Origin of the sequence: Rhizobium sp. C104 (genome assembly GCF_022354505.1) — a bacterium.
GTDB classification, from domain to species: Bacteria; Pseudomonadota; Alphaproteobacteria; order Rhizobiales; family Rhizobiaceae; genus Rhizobium; species Rhizobium redzepovicii.
Genome location: NZ_CP092352.1, coordinates 590,985 through 611,776 on the forward strand (window position 1 = coordinate 590,985; position 20,792 = coordinate 611,776).

General features: G+C 55.9%; 16 protein-coding genes and 1 pseudogene. 11 read left to right on the forward strand and 6 right to left on the reverse strand.

Going from position 1 to position 20,792, the window contains the following annotated elements; all coding sequences use genetic code 11:
* The first annotated feature begins 1 nt into the window (after position 1).
* The 3 genes from MF410_RS30945 (at position 2) to MF410_RS30955 (ending at position 3,883) form a co-directional block, all read left to right on the forward strand.
* Positions 2-1,894: a monovalent cation:proton antiporter-2 (CPA2) family protein gene (locus tag MF410_RS30945; RefSeq protein ID WP_125849285.1), complete on the forward strand. Its 1,893-nt coding sequence runs from the start codon at positions 2-4 to the stop codon at positions 1,892-1,894.
* 21 nt (positions 1,895-1,915) lie between these two features.
* Positions 1,916-3,202: a cytochrome c gene (locus MF410_RS30950; protein WP_125849283.1), complete on the forward strand. Its 1,287-nt coding sequence runs from the start codon at positions 1,916-1,918 to the stop codon at positions 3,200-3,202.
* Between the two features lie 291 nt (positions 3,203-3,493).
* On the forward strand, positions 3,494-3,883 hold the full coding sequence (locus MF410_RS30955; protein ID WP_125849281.1) for a GNAT family N-acetyltransferase: 390 nt from the start codon (positions 3,494-3,496) through the stop codon (positions 3,881-3,883).
* Positions 3,884-4,193: 310 nt separating this feature from the next.
* Here MF410_RS30955 and MF410_RS30960 read toward each other — a convergent pair whose 3' ends face one another.
* A complete protein-coding gene (locus tag MF410_RS30960; RefSeq protein ID WP_125849279.1) occupies positions 4,194-5,789 on the reverse strand; it encodes an MFS transporter in 1,596 nt (531 codons plus the stop codon).
* On the reverse strand, positions 5,786-6,910 hold the full coding sequence (locus tag MF410_RS30965; RefSeq protein WP_125849277.1) for an HlyD family secretion protein: 1,125 nt from the start codon (positions 6,908-6,910) through the stop codon (positions 5,786-5,788). Before MF410_RS30965 ends, MF410_RS30960 begins: the two co-directional genes overlap by 4 nt.
* 336 nt (positions 6,911-7,246) lie before the next feature.
* On the opposite strand from MF410_RS30965, the gene MF410_RS30970 reads away from it, so the two are divergent.
* On the forward strand, positions 7,247-8,113 hold the full coding sequence (locus MF410_RS30970; RefSeq protein ID WP_125849275.1) for an aldo/keto reductase: 867 nt from the start codon (positions 7,247-7,249) through the stop codon (positions 8,111-8,113).
* 92 nt (positions 8,114-8,205) lie between these two features.
* Here MF410_RS30970 and MF410_RS30975 read toward each other — a convergent pair whose 3' ends face one another.
* From MF410_RS30975 to MF410_RS30990, 4 genes are all read right to left on the reverse strand, one after another.
* Entirely contained in the window at positions 8,206-9,357 is a 1,152-nt protein-coding gene (locus tag MF410_RS30975; protein WP_125849407.1) for an MFS transporter, read from the reverse strand.
* A gap of 163 nt (positions 9,358-9,520) precedes the next feature.
* The gene (locus tag MF410_RS30980; RefSeq protein ID WP_125849273.1) at positions 9,521-10,279 is read right to left on the reverse strand and encodes an SDR family NAD(P)-dependent oxidoreductase; all 759 of its coding nucleotides are present in this window, start codon (positions 10,277-10,279) and stop codon (positions 9,521-9,523) included.
* 158 nt (positions 10,280-10,437) lie between these two features.
* The gene (locus MF410_RS30985) at positions 10,438-11,112 is read right to left on the reverse strand and encodes an alpha/beta hydrolase (protein WP_239620824.1); all 675 of its coding nucleotides are present in this window, start codon (positions 11,110-11,112) and stop codon (positions 10,438-10,440) included.
* Between the two features lie 210 nt (positions 11,113-11,322).
* The gene (locus MF410_RS30990) at positions 11,323-12,285 is read right to left on the reverse strand and encodes a GlxA family transcriptional regulator (RefSeq protein ID WP_125849269.1); all 963 of its coding nucleotides are present in this window, start codon (positions 12,283-12,285) and stop codon (positions 11,323-11,325) included.
* A 240-nt stretch (positions 12,286-12,525) separates the two neighbouring features.
* On the opposite strand from MF410_RS30990, the gene MF410_RS30995 reads away from it, so the two are divergent.
* The 7 genes and pseudogenes from MF410_RS30995 to MF410_RS31025 all read left to right on the forward strand — a co-directional run bounded on the left by MF410_RS30995 (position 12,526) and on the right by MF410_RS31025 (position 20,771).
* Positions 12,526-13,668, forward strand: a complete 1,143-nt coding sequence (locus MF410_RS30995; protein ID WP_130696157.1) for an efflux RND transporter periplasmic adaptor subunit — start codon at positions 12,526-12,528, stop codon at positions 13,666-13,668.
* A 5-nt stretch (positions 13,669-13,673) separates the two neighbouring features.
* The gene (locus tag MF410_RS31000) at positions 13,674-16,862 is read left to right on the forward strand and encodes a multidrug efflux RND transporter permease subunit (RefSeq protein ID WP_130696058.1); all 3,189 of its coding nucleotides are present in this window, start codon (positions 13,674-13,676) and stop codon (positions 16,860-16,862) included.
* A gap of 187 nt (positions 16,863-17,049) precedes the next feature.
* Positions 17,050-18,195 (forward strand): annotated as a pseudogene (locus tag MF410_RS31005) (IS3 family transposase).
* Between the two features lie 159 nt (positions 18,196-18,354).
* Positions 18,355-18,540 (forward strand): hypothetical protein, encoded by a 186-nt coding sequence (locus tag MF410_RS31010; RefSeq protein WP_130696054.1) that lies wholly within the window; start codon positions 18,355-18,357, stop codon positions 18,538-18,540.
* A gap of 27 nt (positions 18,541-18,567) precedes the next feature.
* Positions 18,568-19,086, forward strand: coding sequence for a DNA starvation/stationary phase protection protein (locus tag MF410_RS31015; RefSeq protein WP_130696053.1), 519 nt, complete (start codon positions 18,568-18,570; stop codon positions 19,084-19,086).
* A gap of 59 nt (positions 19,087-19,145) precedes the next feature.
* Positions 19,146-19,919, forward strand: coding sequence for an alpha/beta hydrolase (locus MF410_RS31020; protein ID WP_130696052.1), 774 nt, complete (start codon positions 19,146-19,148; stop codon positions 19,917-19,919).
* A 255-nt stretch (positions 19,920-20,174) separates the two neighbouring features.
* Positions 20,175-20,771: a hypothetical protein gene (locus MF410_RS31025; protein ID WP_130696051.1), complete on the forward strand. Its 597-nt coding sequence runs from the start codon at positions 20,175-20,177 to the stop codon at positions 20,769-20,771.
* The last annotated feature ends 21 nt before the right edge of the window (positions 20,772-20,792 follow it).

The following is a 20,792-nucleotide window of genomic DNA, read 5'->3' on the forward strand; positions in this document are numbered from 1 at the left end:
TATGGAGGGTTTAACGTTCTATGCCCTGGCATATCTCGCCGCAGCCGTCTCCGCCGTCATCATCTCGCGGAGGCTTGGGCTCGGTTCAGTTGTGGGCTACATCGCCGCGGGAGTGATTGTCGGTCCTATCCTTCACGTCTCTGGGGCAGGATCTGATTACCTCGAACAATTCTCGGAATTCGGCATCGTGATGATGCTTTTTCTGATTGGGCTGGAAATCGATCCGCAGATGGTCTGGCGGCTGAGAGGCAAGCTCGTCGGCTTGGGCGGCCTGCAAGTCGTTATGACGCTCTTGGCGGTCTGCTTCGTCGGAACGTCGTTAGGTTTCTCTTGGCAGCAAAGCGCATTGTTCGGCTGTGTCGTCTCATTATCGTCTACGGCAATCGTTCTGCAAACCCTTGAAGAAAAAGGGCTCCTGGAGTCCGACGGTGGAAGGGCGAGCTTTGCAGTCCTGCTTTTCCAGGATTTGGCGGTCATTCCTATGCTGGCTTGCATTCCTATGCTTTCTTCTGTCACCACTGTCGCCAACAGTGCTCATGGAGAAACATTCTTTGCGACGCTACCGGGGTGGGCATCTGCACTTCTGACTCTGGGAGCAGTTGTCTTCGTTGTGGCCGCCGGACACTACCTCTCGCGGCCCGTCTTTCGCGCGATAGCACAACTAGGCCTTCGGGAAGTTTTCACAGCTGCCGCCCTGTTAGTAGTCGTTGCCATAGCGGCCCTGATGTCCGCCGTGGGCCTTTCCCCGGCTTTAGGCGCCTTCCTCGCAGGCGTCGTGTTGGCCAACAGCGAGTTTAAGCACGAACTTCAGAACGATATCGAGCCCTTCAAAGGGCTTCTGCTCGGCCTTTTCTTTATGACGATCGGTGCAAAGATCGACCTTTCGATACTGTTGCAGCATTGGGCGATCGTCCTCGTTGCGACGTTGGCGATGATGTTGATCAAGGTTGGCGTTCTCCTGCCATTGGCACGGCTATTCCGACTTCGGGCGTCGGCAGCCTGGCTATTTGCTCTCGGCCTCGCCCAAGCGGGTGAATTTGGCTTTGTGTTGCTTTCATTGGGACGAGAACGAAGTATCTTTTCGGAAGAGATAGTCTCGATTTTGATACTTGTTATCACGTTGGGGATGGTCCTGACGCCCGGTCTGTTCATCCTGTTTGACCGCATCGTGACCTTGCTCGACAGTCGAGGTGCGGCCCGGGCCGACGACGAGCCCGAAGAGGGCACCGTCATCGTCGCTGGACTTGGACGCTTCGGCCAAATTGTAAATCGGATGCTGTTGGCGAACGGACACAAGCCGGTCGTGCTCGATTTCCGCGCAGAAGTGGTTGATGATCTGCGAAAGTTCGGAATCCGGTCATTTTTTGGAGACGCGGGGCGGCCAGACCTCCTTGACTCGGCGGGCCTCGCGAAAGCGGACGTCATCGTTGTTGCAATTGACGATCCAGATCGCGCGGTTGAGATCGTGACCTACGCTCGACGAACCAACCCCAATATCAAGATTGTCGCCAGGGCTTACGATCGGCTGCACTACTATCGCCTTTCCGATGCTGGCGCGGATCACATCGTTCGAGAGCTTTTCGGTAGTTCTTTAGAGGCCGCGGTCCTGACATTGAGGTCGTTGGGAATGCACCCCTACGAGGTCGAAAAGAGAAGAAACGTGTTTATCGAACAAGACCTCGCTGGATTGAAGCGGATGGCGCCCCTTTTTGATGGCGTCACGCCCGTATCTGACAATCCTGACTTCATCGCCGGGTTTAATGACATCGGGAAAGTCATCGAAAATGCGATGCTCGGCAACCGCACGGCGTACAACGACTTGGTTCGACGGGGTTGGACTCCACCCGTACTCGACGATAGTCACGCCCTGAAAGCTGAGCAATCGCGGCAGTAAATTGCCACGGGAGCGGTTGGAATGAAGCGTTTTCAGAAGCTGATAATTGCCGCTGCGGCTGTGGTATGCGTGGGTGGGGCGGGCGCCGGTTTCTTTTTCTTCTGGCCACATTCCCTGCCAGATGTTTCGGCGAGTGCACTGCAGCCCACCGGCGCAGCCCTGATTGCACGAGGCGAACATCTGACGATCGCGGCGGATTGTGCTGCCTGTCACACTACGAAAGGCGGGAAACCGTTTGCCGGAGGCTTGCCCTTCAAACTGCCGTTCGGGACTATCTACTCATCGAATATAACGACAGATCCAGAGCATGGGATCGGTGCCTGGAGTGACGCCGAGTTCGTCCGTGCGGTGCGGTCCGGGGTAGGGGCTCACGGCGAAAACTTATATCCCGCGTTTCCGTATGCGTCCTACGCCCTGATGACGACTGACGACATCTTGGCGGTCCGGGCGTATCTGCGCACACTGGCACCTGTGAGCGAGGACGCGCCATCAAACTCGCTTGCGTTTCCCTTTAATCAACGTTGGCTTATGCGCGGTTGGAACCTCCTCTTTCTCCCGTCTCGTCCTTTCGAGAGTAATCCATCAAAGGATGAGCAATGGAATAGGGGAGCATATCTCGTGGAGGCGCTCGAGCACTGCGGCGAGTGCCATACGCCGAGAGGACTGATGTTCCAGCGCAAACAGAGCGAAGCGTTATCGGGCAGCGAAGTGGATGGCTGGAAAGCCTGGAACATCACGTCCGATCCGGATAGCGGCATCGGACTCTGGACAGACGGTGAGATTGCATCCTTCTTATCCAAGGGGCATGCCAACGGGCACGGGCCCGCGGGCGGTCCGATGCGTGAAGCGGTCGGCCTCAGCTTGAGCAAGCTCCCAACGTCGGACATCGAGGCTATAGTCGCATATCTTCGGACGGTTCCCCCAATCGAAAGCGACGAGAAGGTTCGTGTGAAGCGTAAGAGCTCGATCCAGGACAGTTCGTCCAAAAATTCGGACGAGACCCTTGGCTCGCGGATCTTTGCTGGCGCGTGCGTGAGCTGTCACGGGCTCGGCGGTGACGGACTGGTGAACAGCCGGGCCAATATAATTGGCGCCCATGCGTTGGCTGATGTCGACGGCAGCAATTTTATCCGGGTTGTCCTTCAAGGATCTTCAGACAGTATGGTAGCGCCGGGTCGGACGATGCCCGCGTTTGGGGCGATCTACAATGACGCGGAGATCGCAGCGTTGGCGAACTTCGTCATCGGCGAACTTGGTGGGAAGAAGGGCGCCGTTACAGCAGATGATGTTGCGAAAGCACGGGAGTAAACTACTAGGTCATGTTGCCACAGTGGATTCCCAGATGAGCGGAAGCGGGATTCAAAGCTGCCTTTAAGACGCGGGTTTGCTCGTTGCGTTCCTTGCTCTCGTCGCCGTTTCCGTCTGGCGTTCATTATTCACCGGGACGACCCAAACCACCCGTGACGCAACCGGAGCCTCCCCAGTTCGGGATGTCTTTGTATGCCGAGCTAGGTCGTAAAACTCATTGAATTTCAACTTTTTTTAGAGCCATTATCCCTGATTTCTTGCAATATTTATTAAACGGATCAGGGAGAAAGAATGTCGGCCGAGATTGCTATTGCCAACCTGCGAAACAGAGCCGACATGCTGGAAACGGCGGCAAACAGAATATGGCATGCCTGGTCCAAGCACAGAGGGTTGACGTTAAAACAAGTGGTTCAAAAACTTCAAAGGATTAAGGCTTCAGATGACGAATTCACGTTGATCGCGCACACTGGCGATATGTTTGTCGGTACAATCTCCTTAATCAAATCCGACTTGGTCGAGAGACCAAACCTGACGCCGTGGATCGCTGCGGTCTGGGTAGAAAACGACTTCAGAAAACACCGGGTTGGGTCGGCGCTCGTTAAGGCAGCGGAGCGACTTGCAATCTCGAATGGCCGCGATGTTTTGTATCTCTGCTGTGCGCCTGAACTCCGTCCGTTTTAGAGCGGCTTGGGCTGGACCGAAATTGAGACCAACATTGGGAAAAGCGGGTCGTGCATATTTAAAAGGCAGAATCTGAAAGTTGCTGTGTCAACTGATTCCGATCTATACTGAGTTAGATTGCTAAGTAGCGATCTACAATACGGTTCGGGGAAAGGTGCGAACGGGATGGCGCTTACGATCACGAACTGCTGCAGTCGAACTATCTGGTGTGGCGTAGCAAATCACACACCAACGAGCGGTCGCTCTTAGCGATCATTCGATACCTTACGGAAATTGCAGGCCCTTAACTGGAGTTCGCTAGCCACGTCGCTCATTGATGTGTGGGCTTCAGGATCGGACGCGGGCTCAGTGGGCTGGGCGGTGAAGCATTCATAAGCGCTACCAGGACCAGCCCAGCGACGGAAAACCAGAATGCAATGATGAAGCAGTCGCTGTAGGCCAAAACGTAGGATTGCGATCGGACGGCCGCGGATAGTGTGCCGACAGCTTTCGCGGTTCCACCGCCGTTGTGACCCAGCGCGTTGCTCAAAGCGGCTAGGCTTCGACCATACAGCGGATTGTCATTTGCCAGGTGGGCTCCGAGAATATTTGAATGGAACTGCTCCCTTCGGCGAATCCACGTCCCCATCAGGCCAGCCGCAAGCTCAGCGCTTCCAAGGCGAGCGACCTGAATGTATGCCGACATCGCGGTCGAGCGTTTTGGATCTGAATTTCCAACCAGGAAAACAAACGATGCGTAGAACGTCAGAACCTGGCCAGTAGTGTGCAACAGCACGATCAGCCCGAAACTGTCGGGGTACCAATCCGAGGTGACCTGTGATCCGATAAGAGCAGCGACGCCGCTTGCAGACAACCCCACGATCAAGACCACTCGCGCATCAAAGTACGTCAGAGCGAATCCAGAGAGCATGACGATTATTGCCACCGGCATTACTGCATAAAGAATGAAAACGCCGCTTATCTGGAACGGGCGCAGTCCCCCCACCGTCTGCATTATTCCCGGGATGAGGGTGCTTCCAGCACTGCTCGCGAACGTAAAGACAGTGACAACGGCCAGACCAAGAATAACATTGCGGGAACCGAGAACGCTGGCATGCGCCCATGGCCTCGACACGACGCTTTCGTTTATGAGGAAGACGAGAAATAGAAGCCCTCCAGCAAGAAACAATGCCTCGATCAGCCCCGATTCAAGCCAGTCCAACCGGTTTCCTTGGTCCAGCGCGATATAGATGAATGTCATCGACGCGCCGAGTAGGAGCATTCCGCCCCAATCTGCGTTTGCCAAAAGTGACTTGTCGATCGGCTCCCTTGGAGCGCCCAACACCAAAAGCAAAGCGATCAACGGAGCGACAAGCACATCCTGCCAGTAGAGCCACTGCCATCCCAGGACGTCCCCGTAGTATCCGACCAGTGCGAATCCCAAGCTCTGGGACAGCGGAATACGAAGTGTGTAGATCCCAAGGCCGATGATCCAGTATTTAGGAGCAAGGTTGCGGAAGATGATCATCAGCGTGGCGGGTACGAAGACGCCAAGAAGCAACGCTCGACCAATGTGTGCGGCGAACAAAAGGTCGTGGTTATGGATCGATGGAATTGCACAAGAGAGCGCCGCGTAAACGAGGCTTGAAGGTATCATCACCCTGCGAACGCCATAGACCGTCATCAACCAAGCGACGGCCGATGCGATAAATATCTGGGGCGCGTTGGCTGCGGTCGCTAACCAAGCACCTTCGTCGGTGCCAAAACCGTACGCTCCTCGTAAGTCGGGAAGGCCGACCGTGAAGACGCGGGTATCGAAACCCACCACAAATGCGGCCAACAGAAGAGCCGCAACGATGAGTATCGGCCGTTTCGTCGTCGTGTCTTGTGATAAGGGCCCCAGCACGGTCGAGGCGGCGCCATTCATGGGTTGGTGTCCGGAGTGGAAACCGTCACGACAGCAGACATCCCTGGGCGTAGGGATCGAACGAGTGGTTGGCCGCTTATAAATTCGATCCGAACGGGAACCCGTTGGACGACTTTCGTATAATTGCCAGTCGCATTGTCTGGCGGCAGCAGCGCGAACGTTGAGCCGCTCGCGGGTGAAAGCTTTCCGACTCTACCCTGCAGGATTTTGCCGGGAAAAGTGTCAATGCGGACATCAACGAGTTGCCCCGTGCTCATCCTGCTAAGCTGTGTTTCTTTAAAGTTTGCGGTTACGTACACATTAGGGATTGGAACGACCGCAACGATACTGCCGCCGATGCCCACGAAGTCGCCAAGGTGGACCGACTTTTTGCCAACCACGCCGTCGAAAGGCGCGTAGATGCGCGAGTACCTTTGGTGGAGCTGGGCGGTAGTGACGTTGGCTTCCTGCGCATCTATCTGCGCATCCAACAATGGCTCTTGACCTTGCAGGACTTGGAGTTGAGCCCATTGCTGTTCGATCGCGGCGGCAGTTGACGCGACAGAGGCTTGCGCCTGGAGAAACGATGCCTGAGCCTGTTGGAGGCGCTGCTCCGTGCTTGCTTGGCCAAGGTTCTTCTGTCGTTCAAATTCGAGACGTGTCTGTTCCTCCACCGCAAGTGCGGATGCGTTTTGCGCCTCAGCGGCCTTGATCACGGCGCGTTGCAGGTTTTCCTGGTTGCCAAGGTTGACGCGTGACGCTTTTGCCGCCTCTAAATTTGCTGTCGCAAGGGCGAGTGCCGCGTCGTATTCGCTGGGATCGATCTCTACTATCAGGTCCCCTTTTTTGACCGGCTGATAGTCATCAACGGCGATCGACCGAATATTTCCGGAGACCCGTGCGCTCATGGTGCTGAAATCTGCTCCAACGGCAGCGTCATCCGTCGCCTGCGTTGCCGCGGAGGCAGTCCAGCTATTCCAGTTCGCGTTTGCGTACGCAACACCAGCCACAGCCAGTATTACTGCCGTGGCCGGTATGAAAAGCCTCGCTAACAGGCTGGGCTGGCTTGGAGGAAGGTTCGAGACAGGTGATGGTGGCGCCTTGGCTGACGTCGGCGACAAGGTCGTTACGTTGTCGCTCATTCGAAGATCCGCACGCTTTCTGCGGGAGGGTTCCGTAGTTCCCTGCGCGTCAATTCAATTTCGGCTGGCCCGGTCGCCTGAACCGCCAAAGAGGTTGTCGCTTCAAATCGCATTGTCTTCTCCGCTCGACACACGAGGATGTATTCTGATTGTAAGCGGACCTTGATGCAGTGCTGTTTGGATCGATTGTAATATCCGGCACCCCAACGACTGGTTGGCAGTTCATACCCAACCCAAAACGCTCCAATCTTACAATAAAGCCCGGGCCAGCGCCTGTACGAGGGGGGAAGTGCCTGTCGGGCCGTCAAAAATCTTCGCAATTGAGAGATCTCAGCAATGTCAGATAAGAAATCAAATGCAGCCGCAGCCGGAACTTTTGCTATAGGCTCGACGGTGGTCAATCGGTTGGGTTTCGGCGGAATGCGGATCACCGGTCGAGGAGTTTGGGGTCAGCCACAAGACCCAGATGAAGTCGAACGGACACTCAAGAAATTACCAGAGTTGGGCGTCAACTTCATTGACACGGCCGATTCCTATGGGCCTGGCGTTTCAGAAGAGCTCATCCGAAAAGCTCTCCACCCTTACAATGGGCTGTTGATTGCCACGAAAGCCGGGTTGACCCGTCCCGGCCCCGATCAGTGGGCGCCGGATGGCCGCCCCGAAAAGCTAGTTGCACGTGCTCACGAAAGTCGCGAGCGACTTGGCGTCGAGAAGATTGGGCTGTGGCAGCTGCATCGGATCGACCCGCGTGTCCCACGCAATGAACAGTTTGTCGCCATCCGAAGCCTGCTCGACACTGGCGTGATTTTGAATGCAGGCCTGAGCGAGGTCTCAGTCGAGGAGATCGAGGCGGCTTCTAAATATTTCAAAGTTTCAACGGTTCAAAACCGATACAATCTGGTCGATCGGTCCAGCGAGGACGTTCTTGATTACTGCGAGCAGAATGGGATCGGCTTTATCCCGTGGTTCCCGCTGGCAGCTGGCCAACTCACCAAGCGTGGCTCCGTGCTTGACATTATTGCTGAGAACCACGAAGCGACCCCAAGCCAGATCGCATTGGCGTGGGTGCTGAAACGAAGCCCCGTAATTATCCCGATTCCGGGCACGTCGAAGGTAAGCCACCTAGAAGAAAATGTCGCTGCGGCAGGCATCAAACTTAGTGACGATGAGTTCGCATCCCTCGATGCAGCTGGTCGCCAGTGACACAGCAATCGGCCCGACAACTGAGTTTGTCGGGCCGACAGGCAAAAGGCTGATGTTTGGGTATCAGGGAAATTATGCCCTCAATGCCAGTGCTATTTCCTCGCGAAAAGGTAGTTTAGCGCTAGCGAGATTGCTTCTGCGACAGCAGCAGCAACACCAATGGCCCACACAGCGTCGAGGCCAATAATCCCCGCACCGAGCGCACTTCCGATCGAGAAGCCTAGATACATTGTCGAAGTATTCAGGGATAGGGATACCGAAGCCTGAGAAGGGGACGATGCCGCAATCAATCTGGCCATCTGAGCGGGGAAGAAGGACCAGACGCTGAAACCCCAGACGCCGATAGCCACTAAGGCAGGTACTAAAGCCGCTGCTGGACCAAGGACGGTCACCGTTGCCAAAACAGTGAAGGAACAGCCGAGCAGAATGAGTGACGCCGTCACGACTCTTCCTGATCCGAACCGGTCATTCAGGCCGCCACCAGTCGTGACACCTACCGCTGCCGCAAATCCCCACATTGAGACCGTGGCGCCAATTCCTGAGGTACCGAAACCCAAGACCGTGGTGAGGTATGGTGCGATGTAAGGGTAGGCGGTATAGGCGCCAATTGACCAGAACAGAGTGACGGCAAGCAATTTGAGAATTGGGGCTTGCCGAATGACGCCCACGCGCTCCGACAAACTTGCGACGGACATGCCTTCACCTGCCGTGCGGACGATCCCCACGATAATACCGACGATCGCCACAAGGCCCATAACAGCGACAGCGAGAAACGTCGTCCTCCATCCAAAGGCGTGACCGACCAGGGCTCCAAGCGGTAACCCCAAAGCGATCGCGATGGTCATGCCACCACTGACGATAGCAAGCGCTCTTCCTCTTCGAGCAGGCCCGGCGATTGTACCAGCCAGAGCGTTCGCGCTCGGAACGTATAGTCCTGCTGCCACGGCCATAAGTAAGCGAGCAACTAGAAGGGTGGAGAACGTTGCCGAGAATGCTGCCACGAAGTTGCCCACGGCGAAAATGGTCATGGCAACTAACAATGTGTCACGGCGATTTAGACGTCCAGTAATCACTGTGGTGATCGGGGAACTTATGGCCAAAGTGATCGTGAAGACAACCACGAGCATCGCGGTCGCTGACAGGCTCATGCCGAGATCAGAGGCAATCGTCGGCAACAAAGGTGCGATCATGAAACCCTCTGTGCCTATCGCGAAGGTTCCAAGAGCTAGAAAATAGGCAGGCATCAAGGACGGCGTTGGCTCAGGGGTTTCCAGCGTCCGGGAAAGTGTCTCAGTGGGAATCTTGGGTGTCAGATTCAGTCGGTCAGACATGGTGAGGTACCCTTAACTGCATTCTTCTCGGCCTTCCCGTCTAACCGCGGGAAGGCCGATCGTTACGGTCCGATGCTCAAACAGGGATTGGATCTGCCACGAGGGCCGCGTTGAAGTCGTGAACGAGTTGATGTTCTTTCAGGCCAGGGTTGTCGCGGAGAGCCGTGATTTCTTCGACGAAGACCTCTGGAGCCTCGGTGGCGAGCCCCGCCATGGTTTTTTCGATAAACACGTCCAGCGGCATTGCCCGTGGATCGCCGCTCTTCTTAACAAGATCTGTGTCGACCCACGGCGGAGCGATCTCTTGAACCTTCACGTTCGTGTCACGCAACGCAAAACGCTGGGACAGCGAATAGGAATGCAGCGCAGCCTTGGTCGAGGAGTACACGGCGTTGCCAGCGAGCGGAACGAAGGCAAGAACTGACGTGTTGTGAATGATCGTCGCGTCCGGTTGAGCCTTAAGGTGGTCGACAAGCGCCGAAGTCAGGCGAATTGGGCCAAGAAGATTTGTCTCGATGATCTTCTGCAAAACGGAATCGTCGATTTTGCCTGCCGGATCGTCGAACGGCATGATACCCGCATTGTTGATGAGCACGTTGAGTTTCGGATATTCCGAGATCAGCTTTGTAGCCACCCTCTCGATATCCGCAGCGTCGGCAATATTCAGCTCGATCCCGTCGATCCCTGGATTGGCGGCCGAGACTTCATCAAGCAGGGCCTTGCGGCGCCCGGCGATGATCACCTTGTTGCCAAGCTTGTGAAACGCTTCAGCAAGGGCGCGTCCAATCCCCGAAGTGCCGCCCGTGATGAAGATTGTGTTGCCAGTCATTTTCATAAATCGCTCCATCTATTTTCGGTGCCAACTTTCTGGCTGGGCAACCGGGTTTCGATGGGAGGATGATGGCGGAAAATCGCGCTGGCTCAAATGTCATTGAAACGGCGATTTCGGACATTCGATATTTCGTTTACGCTTCGAGGAAGCGCGTTGCGTCCTCAACGAATTCTTCGGCATGTTGAAAGAGCGACGCGTGACCCGAGTTCTGGGTAAACGATGAATTTCGCGTCAGGGACCTGCTGAGACAGGACAAACGAACAATAGGCGGGGGCCACAATATCGTGTGCGCCTGCCACGACGAGTATTGGCAATTTAAGTTCTCTTGCTCGATGTAGTATCCCTGGCCAGCGCGTGAAGGCTTGAACTTGCTCCATAAAGGCGAGGGCGCTTACTCCTGGAGATCTGTAGGGCTGGTTTGCGATCCGGCGGATCGAGGTTCGACCGCATGACACCGCAGCTTCCGTCTCGGGATAAAAGAGGTAGAGAAAGTCTTGTTCGTCGTTTTCCTGCTTCGCCAAAACGGTAGCAACACGGGGTTGTTGGCGCGGTCCTTCGGCGATTGCGCCTGGCGTCGCTCCGACAAGGATCATCCGACGCAATAGGTGGGGATAATCCAAGGCAAGCTGCTGGGCGACCGCGCCCCCGAGAGACCAACCCAAAACATCAGCATGACGCGGTGCGACTTGGAGAATTACCTCGGCGGCAACGCTGGCCATGGATTTTATGCTGTTGAGCGAACTGCCCTGAGACAAACCGACGCCCGGATTGTCAAACCGCACGACTTGGTGGTCGCGGGAAAGCGATTTGATGAACGCCGGATCCCAATCGTCCATTGTGGCTCTGAAACGAGGAAGGAGGACAAGCGGCGTGCCCCTTTCTGGGCCATTGGTCCGGATAGCAATTTCACCATGCTTGGTTTGGACTGAGTGGATCTCTGGCCCTGAAGGCATTTTTTGGCTCCCGACGTACCTCTTGCTGGACCCATTGTAGCCAAAGTTCAGCTTGTCTCATATGACAGGTATCCGTCGTTTTAGGACTTTGACTCATGCGTCCGCTAACTCGACATCTTCGCCATCCATGAGCTTTAATGCCCGCTTCAAGCTTTGTGGTGGTTGTCCCAGTGTGCGAAGAAACGCGCGGCGCATCCGGTCTCGATCGGAAAATCCCGTGTCGCGAGCTACAATCTCCATTGGGTGGCGACCGTCTTCCAACATGGCTTTCGCGGCCTCGAGACGTAACATCTCGACCGCTTTCGCTGGCGATTGGCCAGTCTCCTCCCTAAAAAGGCGACTGAACTGTCTTGGGCTCAAACTGACGGCCTCCGCCAGCTCCTCAACCGTCAATGGATTGCGGAGATGTTCCTTCGCATAAATCAAGGCGCGACGAATTCGGTCGGACCTTGGCTCAAGCTCCAAGAGCGCCGAGAACTGCGACTGGCCTCCAGGCCGCCTGTGATAGACGACGAGCTTCCTCGCAATCGACCGTGAAACGGCCGCGTCAAAGTCGTCCTCGATCAGAGCCAGCGTGAGATCGATCGCCGAGCTCATGCCCGCGGATGTCCAGATATTTCCATCGTGCGTGAAAATTCGATCCTCATCGACATGCGCCAAGGGAAACCGTCTCTGGAGGTCGCGAGCGTGTGCCCAATGCGTAGTCGCCACCTTCCCATCCAGCAGTCCCGCTTCGGCCAGCAGAAAAGCTCCGGTGCAAAGCCCGGCAACTCGCCGCGATTCTGTGCCCGCCTTGAAGATGTAATCTCGCAACACTGGGGAAGAGGGGCTTGGGGTCAGCTCGCCAACAACCATCAGCGTGTCGGGAAAATCACCAAGGGGTTCGGTCTCCACGCCAATCTTCAGCGACGATCGAACGGTGCCTCCCTTCTCAGACATTACCGCCAGCTTATAGGCCTCCGTACCCTGATCCTGATTGGCGAACTCAAACGCCGAAAGGGCGGCAAGCCCCATGACCTGAAAACCGTCTTCAAGAATAAAGCCCACAGATCGCATTAATCGCTCCGTCTTAAAGTGCCGCATACACCATATTTGAGACGTGGACCTGTCTTGGTCAAGAGCGCAGTTCTAAGACCGGACATTAGTCGTTGATTGTACAATAACTGGCACTGCGGTGCTGTCAGTCTGCTTTCACAATGCCAGACCCGCATTCATGTGAGGTCGGCGTCAGCCCTTGTTACGCTGCAACTTGTGAGGTGGAAAATGAAAGCCCGAATTCTTGTATTATCGCTTTGTATGGCCGGATGGACGGTAGCTCTGAGGGACTTCGTCAATGCCCAAGAGGCAGCTCCGCAGGTGGTTGTAGCGAAGCCTCTGGTTCGCGACGTGACAGATAGGGATGAATTTATTGGCCGGTTTCGAGCCGCCGAACAGGTCGATATCCGTTCGCGCGTCGGTGGCTATCTGCAGAGCATTGCTTTCAAAGACGGCCAGTTGGTCAAGGACGGTGATGAACTGTTCAAAGTCGACCAACGTCCCTTTGTGACTGCTTTGAGCCAAGCTAAGGCCAGCCTCGCTGTAGCAAATGCAGGCTTAACCTATGCGCAGGCCCAATTCGATCGCGTTAACGCTCTGGTTAAGTCGGGGAGCCAGACGGTTGCGACCCTCGACGATCGGCGGAGGGAACTGGACTCGGCGCAAGCAAATCTCCAAGGGTCTCAAGCGAGTGTCGACCGCGCTGAGCTCGACATGACCTACAGCCGGATTGTTGCGCCACTGAGCGGCCGCATCGACCGCCATATGATTTCCGTCGGCAACTTGGTCACCGCAGACCAGACAGTCCTCACGTCGATCGTCATGCTTGACCCGATCGACTTCTATTTCGACATCGATGAACGTCGCCTTCTCAGCTACGCCGAAACCGCCCGCAAAAACGGCTCCGTCCTGCAGAGCGGTGGCGGAGGTTTGAAGGTCTCGGTTAGACTGGGCGACCGGGACGGGACGGCCTATACCGGCACGCTCGATTTTGCTGAAAATCAGGTCGACGCGGCAACCGGAACGCTTCGCGCCCGCGCCAGGTTTGCAAATCCTGATTTCGTGCTTCAGCCAGGGTTGTTCGGCAGGGTCGAGCTTGAAGGTTCAAATTCATACAAGGCGATTTTGATACCGGACGAGGCCATTAGCTCGGATCAAGACGAACGCGTTGTCTTCGTCGTTGGCAAGGACAATGTCGTGTCGACAAAAGCCATCCGGCCAGGTCCGAAAATCGACGGATACCGTGTTGTCAGAAGCGGCCTCGACGGTAGCGAGAGTCTGGTTGTGAGGGGCGTCGTTCGCGTCCGCCCAGGCGTTAAGGTCGATCCGAAAGAAACTACCCTTCCGCCTGAAAACAAAGATCCGGTTGAGTCAGCACCACTGACCGCCGTGAATGCGGAGTAGCTGAGATGCGGTTCGCACACTTCTTTATCGACAGGCCGATCTTTGCGTCAGTCATTTCGCTCCTGCTGATTATCGTGGGTTCAATTGCCTATTTCGAACTGCCAGTCGCGCAGTATCCGGAAATCGCACCCCCAACAATCGTCGTCCGCACCTCCTACCCAGGCGCGGATTCTCAGACGATAGCCGACACGGTGTCCACGCCGATTGAGCAGGAAGTCAACGGCGTGGAAGACATGCTGTACATGTCGTCCTATTCGAGTGCCGACGGCGCGATGACCCTTACAATTACGTTTGCGTTGGGTACCGATCTGGATAAGGCGCAGGTTCTCGTCCAAAACCGTGTTGCGATTGCGCTCCCAAGACTTCCGCAAGAAGTCCAGCGACTGGGGGTGACGACGAACAAAAGCTCGCCTGACCTCCTGATGGTGGTCCACCTGCTTTCTCCCAACGGAAGGTATGATCAGCTCTACACCTCCAACTACGCGAGAAACCGCGTTCGAGATGTGCTCGTACGCCTGCAGGGTGTCGGCGATATTCAAATCTTCGGTGAACGCCAATACGCTATGCGCATCTGGCTGGACCCGGAAAAGCTGTCCTCTTACGGCATGACATCGAACGACGTCGTGAGTGCTCTGCGTGACCAGAATGTTCAGGTGTCCGGCGGCTCGATCGGAGCTCCTCCGGCAGCGGTCGACAATCCGTTTCAGTATACCGTCAGGACAGATGGCCGCTTCTCCGACGCCCGACAATTTCGATATGTCATCGTCAAGTCGACACCCGACGGGCGCCTCGTGAAGCTCGAGGATGTTGCTCGCATTGAGCTTGGAGCCCGCGACTACGTTACCAACGCCTATGTGAACAACAAGCCAGCCGTCGGTATGGGCATCTTTGCCCGGCCAGGGACGAACGCGCTGGAAACGGCAGCTCAGATCAAATCTATCATGAAGGACCTGTCAGCTCAGTTCCCGCCTGGTCTTGAGTATCGCATCATCTACGACACCACCGACTTCGTGGCTTCTTCGATCGATGAGGTTTACCGCACCATCGGCGAAGCGATTGTCCTCGTCGCGCTCGTGGTTCTCATCTTCCTCCAGTCCTGGCGAACCGCGATAGTGCCGATCGTTGCCATCCCGGTCTCTCTTGTCGGTACATTCGCCTTCCTCGCGGCGTTTGGCATGTCTCTGAACATGCTGACACTGTTCGGATTGGTGCTCGCGATCGGCATTGTGGTCGACGACGCGATTGTCGTAGTGGAAAACGTTGAACGAAACCTCGCCGCGGGTATGAGTCCGCGGCGGGCAGCTCATCGGACGATGGACGAGGTCGGGACGGCCGTCGTCGCTATCTCGCTCGTGCTTATCGCCGTATTTGTGCCGACCGCCTTCATTCCGGGAATTTCCGGACAGTTCTATAAGCAGTTCGCAGTGACCATCTCGATCGCAACGGCGATCTCGGCAGTCAACTCGCTGACGTTGTCTCCCGCTCTGGCAGCACTGGTGCTGAAGAGGCATGAACACGAATCTGCAAAGCGAAGCATCGCGGGAAGAATCGGTCATAAGTCGGCCGAGCTCTTCAACCGCGGCTTTGACAGAGTGAGTAGTGCCTATTCAACGAGCATCCGTCATATCGTTAGCACGAAAACCGGACTGACTTGTGCCTTGATCGTCTTCCCATGTTTGTTGGTCGCCACATGGTTCTTGAGCACGAAGGTGCCAAGTGGCTTCATCCCGATCATGGACCAGGGCTATGCAATCGTCGTCGTCGAGCTTCCCGATGGAGCTTCGCTAGAACGAACCGATGCGGTCATCAAAAAAGCGGGTGAAATCGCGAGGGCGACCCCAGGCGTTGCTAACGCCGTTCAGTTCGCTGGGTTCAGCGGCGCAACCTTCACCAATGCATCCAATGCAGGCGTGATTTTCACACCGTTCAAATCATTCGACGAACGATTGAAGAGCGGGGACACGTCAACAAAGATTATTCAAACGCTTTACAAAAACCTCCAGGCTGTCGACGAGGCCTTCATCATCGCCATTCCACCGCCGCCCGTGCAGGGCATCGGGAATTCGGGTGGCTTCAAGATGCAGGTGATGGACCAGGACAGTTCCAGCATGACGCGTGCGCTGGCGCTGGCAAGACAGATGATGGTGACGGCCAACAAGACGCCGGGCTTGACCGGAGTTTTCACGACCTTCTCAGAATCAAGCCCCCAATACTTCTTGTCGATTGATCGGGATAAGGCGCAGTTCTTGAATGTTCCAATCCCTAATATCTTCGAAACGCTGTCGAGCAACCTTGGCGTATCATATGTCAACGATTTCAACGCTTTTGGACGCGTCTATCAAGTCCGGGCTCAAGCAGACAAGAAGTTCAGGCTTGAGAAGGACGACATGCTTGATCTGAAAGTGCGTTCCGCAACCGGCGCTCTGGTGCCGCTCGGAACCCTCGCAAATATAAAGGAGGCAAGTGGACCCACATTGGTGCAGCGGTACAACATGTACGTTTCCGTCCCGCTGCAGGGAAATGCCGCTCCCGGCGTCTCGACAGGGGAAGCGATTGCCAAGATGCAAGGCATTGCGGCGCAGGTCCTTCCGCCAGGCACCACGTTCGAATGGACCGAGCTTGCTTATCAGGAAACGCATATCGGAGGCAGCGCGACCTGGATCTTCGCCCTTTCCGTGGTGTTCGTTTTCCTGGCGCTGTCGGCGCAGTATGAGAGCTGGGTGCTTCCCTTGGCAATCATTCTGATCGTTCCGCTCGCGGTTCTTGGAGCCCTTACAGGTGTTTACCTGAGAGGCATGGACAACAACGTCTTGACCCAGATTGGCTTTGTTGTGCTGATTGGTCTCGCGGCCAAGAACGCAATCCTGATCGTCGAGTTCGCTCGTCAGGCTCAGGAAAACGGTAAGTCTGCGGTTGAGGCCGCAGTTGAGGCCAGCCACCTACGCCTCCGGCCGATCTTGATGACCGCCTTGGCCTTCATCTTCGGAGTGCTGCCGCTAGCAATAGCGGAGGGCCCCGGTGCAGAAATGCGTCAGTCACTTGGAACTGCGGTCTTTAGTGGCATGCTGGGTGTAACGGTCTTCGGACTATTTCTTACGCCGGTCTTTTACGTGGTTCTTCGATCGAGATATTCGCCGCGGACAACGGTCGAGGATGACGACGTGATGATTGAACATCAACAAGCAGCCGAGTGATCTCCTAACGCACCTATCCACGCGGCGCCTTCTGGGGCGCCGCTTCTTTTTGGTCGGGTAAGGGGCCCAGAAAAGGATGGTTAGCTGGCGGGTCGAGACCGCAATCTGGTCGCTCGGTGCCTCTGACCTTGCCCCATTGAAATAATCCATTTTGAAGTAAGCTCTGGCCCATTGAGAGGACCAGAGAATGAAGCGCAACCGTTTCACAGACGAACAGATCATCGGCATTCTGAAGGAGCACGAGGCTGGCACGCCGGTCTCGGAGCTTTGCCGCAAGCATGGCGTCAGCGATGCTAGCATCTAAAAATGGAAGGCCAAATTCGGCGGCATGGAGGTATCCGAAGCCAAGCGGCTGAAGACGCTGGAGGACGAGAACACGAAGCTGAAGCGGCTTCTGGCAGATGCCATGCTCGACAATGCCGCTTTGAAAGACCTTTTGGGAAAGAAGTGGTGACGCCCGCGGCCAAGCGGAAAGCTGTCGCGCATCTGTTGAGCCATCATGAGATGAGTGAACGGCGGGCGTGTAAAGCCATTGGTTTTTACCGAATGACGGTCCGTTACGAGACCAGGCGCGAAGATGATCATGAGCTTCGCGAGCGAATGAAGGTGTTGGCGCATGAACGCCGCCGCTTTGGATATCGACGCATTCATGTGCTGCTCCGGCGGGAGGGTCACCTCGTGAACCACAAGAGGCTCTTCCGGCTCTATCGGGAGGAGAAACTGACGGTGCGCAAGCGCGGCGGTCGCAAGCGAGCGATAGGCACGCGAGCGCCGATGCTGGTGCCGATGGTGGCCAATGATCGTTGGTCGCTAGACTTCGTGTCGGATCAGTTCACCGATGGGCGCAGGTTGCGGATTCTGACCGTCGTGGATGATTGCACGAGGGAGTGCCTGACGCTCGTCGCCGATACATCGCTTTCCGGTCTTCGCGTCGCACGGGAGCTTGACCGGACTATCGAGGAGCGCGGCAAGCCGAGGATGATCGTCAGCGACAACGGCAGCGAGTTCACCAGCAACGCGATCCTGCAATAGGCGGACCGGACCAAGGTTGACTGGCATTACATTGCGCCTGGCAAGCCTATCCAGAACGCTTTTATCGAAAGCTTCAACGGGCGGCTGCGCCCGGTCTGCGCTTTCAAACTGGCGTAGCGATTACAACGATCAACGCCCGCATTCAGGCCTTGGCTGGCTGACACCTGCCGAGTTCGCTCAGACAATCAACCCGCGACGTGATGCGGTGCTGCGCAGCCGGAACGGCTCCGCACCGCAACCCGCCGCTACCGCCTCGAATACCGCAACCAAAAACCGCTGGAGCGAACTCAAAATTGGATAAAACTTGGGGGCAAGGTCACCTCGACATCCGCAGATAGGCCGTCAGCCATGAATCTTCGAGAGTGATAAGGCGCCCTTGCAGACGGCGGAGGAGCTGAAATGTCCAAGATATTTTCATCGCATTTCGCAAAGATCACCAGAGGCAAAAGGAGATCTCGAAATGGACAGCAAAAATTTCGACAGTCGAGCCGAGGTCCGCGATGGCATCGAAGTCATGCCCGAGATGGCCGATATGCCACCTGAGTGGCCCCAGGCAAAGCGCACCACTGCTGATGAACTCGTCGATGAGGCGCTGCTGGAGTCATTCCCAGCAAGCGATCCAATGGCATCGGGCAGAATGGAATGAACTCGAGAAACGCAGAAGGAGTTTTCAATGGACCAGATCGATAACTTGCATCGCGCCGCTGCGCTTAAAACGCCGACTGGGTTGGGCGAGGAAGCGGTGAAGGACATTTCTGCTGCTGCCACAACGCTGCTAGCTGACGTCTTCGCGCTTTATATTAAGACCAAGAATTTTCACTGGCACATGTCGGGACCGAATTTTCGGAGCTATCACCTGCTCCTTGATACCCATGGCGAAGAACTCTTCGCCATTACGGACCCTTTGGCCGAACGAGTTCGAAAGCTCGGCGGTACGACACTGCGTTCCATCGGCGATATAGCGCGACAGCAGCGTATCACCGACAACGACGCAGAATTTGTTCACCCGCATGAGATGCTCGCCGAGCTACGGGATGACAACGGCGTTCTCATCGCTAGGATGCGGGCCCTGCATGAACTCTGCGACGAATATCGCGATGTCGCGACCGCCAGCCTTCTCGAAAACTGGATCGACCAAGGCGAGATGAGGGTGTGGTTCCTTTTTGAGACCCTTCGTTCCACAAACGGGTAAACCTGCAAAAGCAAGGTCTGCCTCACCAAACCAAGTTCCCTAAAGCAAAGGAGTTTACCATGATCAAGTTGTTAACTGCCGTGCTGCTCAGCGCCGCGGCACTCGCTATGACCGGTTCGGCGAATGCCGCCGAAAAGCCAGCAATCGTCCTCGTCCACGGCGCGTTCGCGGAGGCATCAAGCTGGAACGGGGTGATCAAAAAACTGGAAGCTGATGGATATACCGTCACAGCGGTCGCGAATCCTCTCCGAGGTGTTAAATCCGATGGCGACTATGTGCGCCATCTCGTCGCCAGCTTTAAGATGCCGGTGGTTCTGGTCGGTCACTCGTACGGCGGATCGGTCATCTCCGAGGCCGCGGACCCGTCCAAAGTAAAGTCGCTGGTCTTCGTCTCTGCCTTCGCGCCAGACACCGGCGAATCCGCAATCGACCTCTCAGGCAAGTTTCCTGGGAGCACACTTGGTGGCACGCTTGCGGCACCGGTAGCGTTAAATGATGGAGGCGAGGACCTGTATATCCAGCAGGACAAATTCCATAGCCAGTTTGCTGCCGACATTCCAGAAGCTTCTGCGAAATTGATGGCGGCAACCCAGCGCCCCGTCACGTCGGCTGCCCTTGGGGAGAAGTCCGTGAATGCCGCGTGGAAGAACATCCCGTCCTGGTTCATCTACGGTGACGCCGACAAAAACATCCCGCCGAAAGCAATTGCTTGGATGGCGGAACGCGCGAAGTCCAAGGACACCATCGTAGTTAAGGGCGCTTCGCACGTTGTCATGGTTTCCCATCCAGAGAAGGTTGCGAAGATCATCGAAGAGGCAGCGACAGCCAAGTGACTTGACGACTTCGAGTCTTTCACACGGTCACACACTCCGACTTCACCGAGGTTGATGAAGTCGGAGTGTAACCGCTTTTTCAACGGCTAAATGAAGTCCGGCCATTAACACAGTGACCGCATTTTCTAATTGACAGCCAGATTTTTGTTCCGTATTTGTTCGATATGAAGATTATTGCTCGAACCCAGATACGAATAGCACGCTGAACTGCTTCGCAATTGCGGAGGCTGTTGCTTTGTGTGTTTTCGAGGGTTCATGATGAGCGTCTCTTCGTCGCGCGATTTCGCGCAGAATAATTCTGTCCAAATTTTCTATCCGCTCAGCACGGTTCGTTGCGTAGGGCCAGTGCTGTTCAGAGATCAGTTGGCACGAGACATCGCGTGCCTGCTGGACGTCGACGACGATGTCCTGTCGTGGTCATGCCGGTCCCTTTCGCTATCCAAAGATGGTCAGGTCTACAAACCGGATTTTATGGTCGAAAGAACTGATCTGCGGTTTGCCATTGATGGCGTCCGAGATGATGGAGCACCGGCTTGGGCAAAGGCAAAATCCATCGATGCTGGCTTCCCATACGAGGCGGTCCCGGCTTCAGCCCTTCCACGCATCCGATTGAAGAATGCAAAAGACCTACTGCGCTACGCGCGGCATGAAGCGGCTCTGTCGGACCGCATCAGGCTGCTTGCCGCACTGGACGAATACTCAAGCCTGACCGTTGCAGAAGCGCTTGTCGTGTTCCGCGAAACAAAGCCCGTCGCCGGGTTGGCATCCATGGTTCTGCAGCGGTTCGTCACCATGGATCTCGATGAACGGCTCATTGGGCCAGAGACCATAGTGCGCCGTAAGCGCGACTAATCCCCGAAAACCTTCTGGAAA

Coding starts and splice junctions, on each gene's coding strand:
- MF410_RS30945 (WP_125849285.1), top strand. CDS start 2: ATGGAGGGTTTAACGTTCTATGCCCTGGCATATCTCGCCGCAGCCGTC.
- MF410_RS30950 (WP_125849283.1), top strand. CDS start 1,916: ATGAAGCGTTTTCAGAAGCTGATAATTGCCGCTGCGGCTGTGGTATGC.
- MF410_RS30955 (WP_125849281.1), top strand. CDS start 3,494: ATGTCGGCCGAGATTGCTATTGCCAACCTGCGAAACAGAGCCGACATG.
- MF410_RS30960 (WP_125849279.1), bottom strand. CDS start 5,789: ATGAATGGCGCCGCCTCGACCGTGCTGGGGCCCTTATCACAAGACACG.
- MF410_RS30965 (WP_125849277.1), bottom strand. CDS start 6,910: ATGAGCGACAACGTAACGACCTTGTCGCCGACGTCAGCCAAGGCGCCA.
- MF410_RS30970 (WP_125849275.1), top strand. CDS start 7,247: ATGTCAGATAAGAAATCAAATGCAGCCGCAGCCGGAACTTTTGCTATA.
- MF410_RS30975 (WP_125849407.1), bottom strand. CDS start 9,357: ATGCCTGCCTATTTTCTAGCTCTTGGAACCTTCGCGATAGGCACAGAG.
- MF410_RS30980 (WP_125849273.1), bottom strand. CDS start 10,279: ATGAAAATGACTGGCAACACAATCTTCATCACGGGCGGCACTTCGGGG.
- MF410_RS30985 (WP_239620824.1), bottom strand. CDS start 11,112: ATGGACGATTGGGATCCGGCGTTCATCAAATCGCTTTCCCGCGACCAC.
- MF410_RS30990 (WP_125849269.1), bottom strand. CDS start 12,285: ATGCGATCTGTGGGCTTTATTCTTGAAGACGGTTTTCAGGTCATGGGG.
- MF410_RS30995 (WP_130696157.1), top strand. CDS start 12,526: ATGGCCGGATGGACGGTAGCTCTGAGGGACTTCGTCAATGCCCAAGAG.
- MF410_RS31000 (WP_130696058.1), top strand. CDS start 13,674: ATGCGGTTCGCACACTTCTTTATCGACAGGCCGATCTTTGCGTCAGTC.
- MF410_RS31010 (WP_130696054.1), top strand. CDS start 18,355: ATGGACAGCAAAAATTTCGACAGTCGAGCCGAGGTCCGCGATGGCATC.
- MF410_RS31015 (WP_130696053.1), top strand. CDS start 18,568: ATGGACCAGATCGATAACTTGCATCGCGCCGCTGCGCTTAAAACGCCG.
- MF410_RS31020 (WP_130696052.1), top strand. CDS start 19,146: ATGATCAAGTTGTTAACTGCCGTGCTGCTCAGCGCCGCGGCACTCGCT.
- MF410_RS31025 (WP_130696051.1), top strand. CDS start 20,175: ATGATGAGCGTCTCTTCGTCGCGCGATTTCGCGCAGAATAATTCTGTC.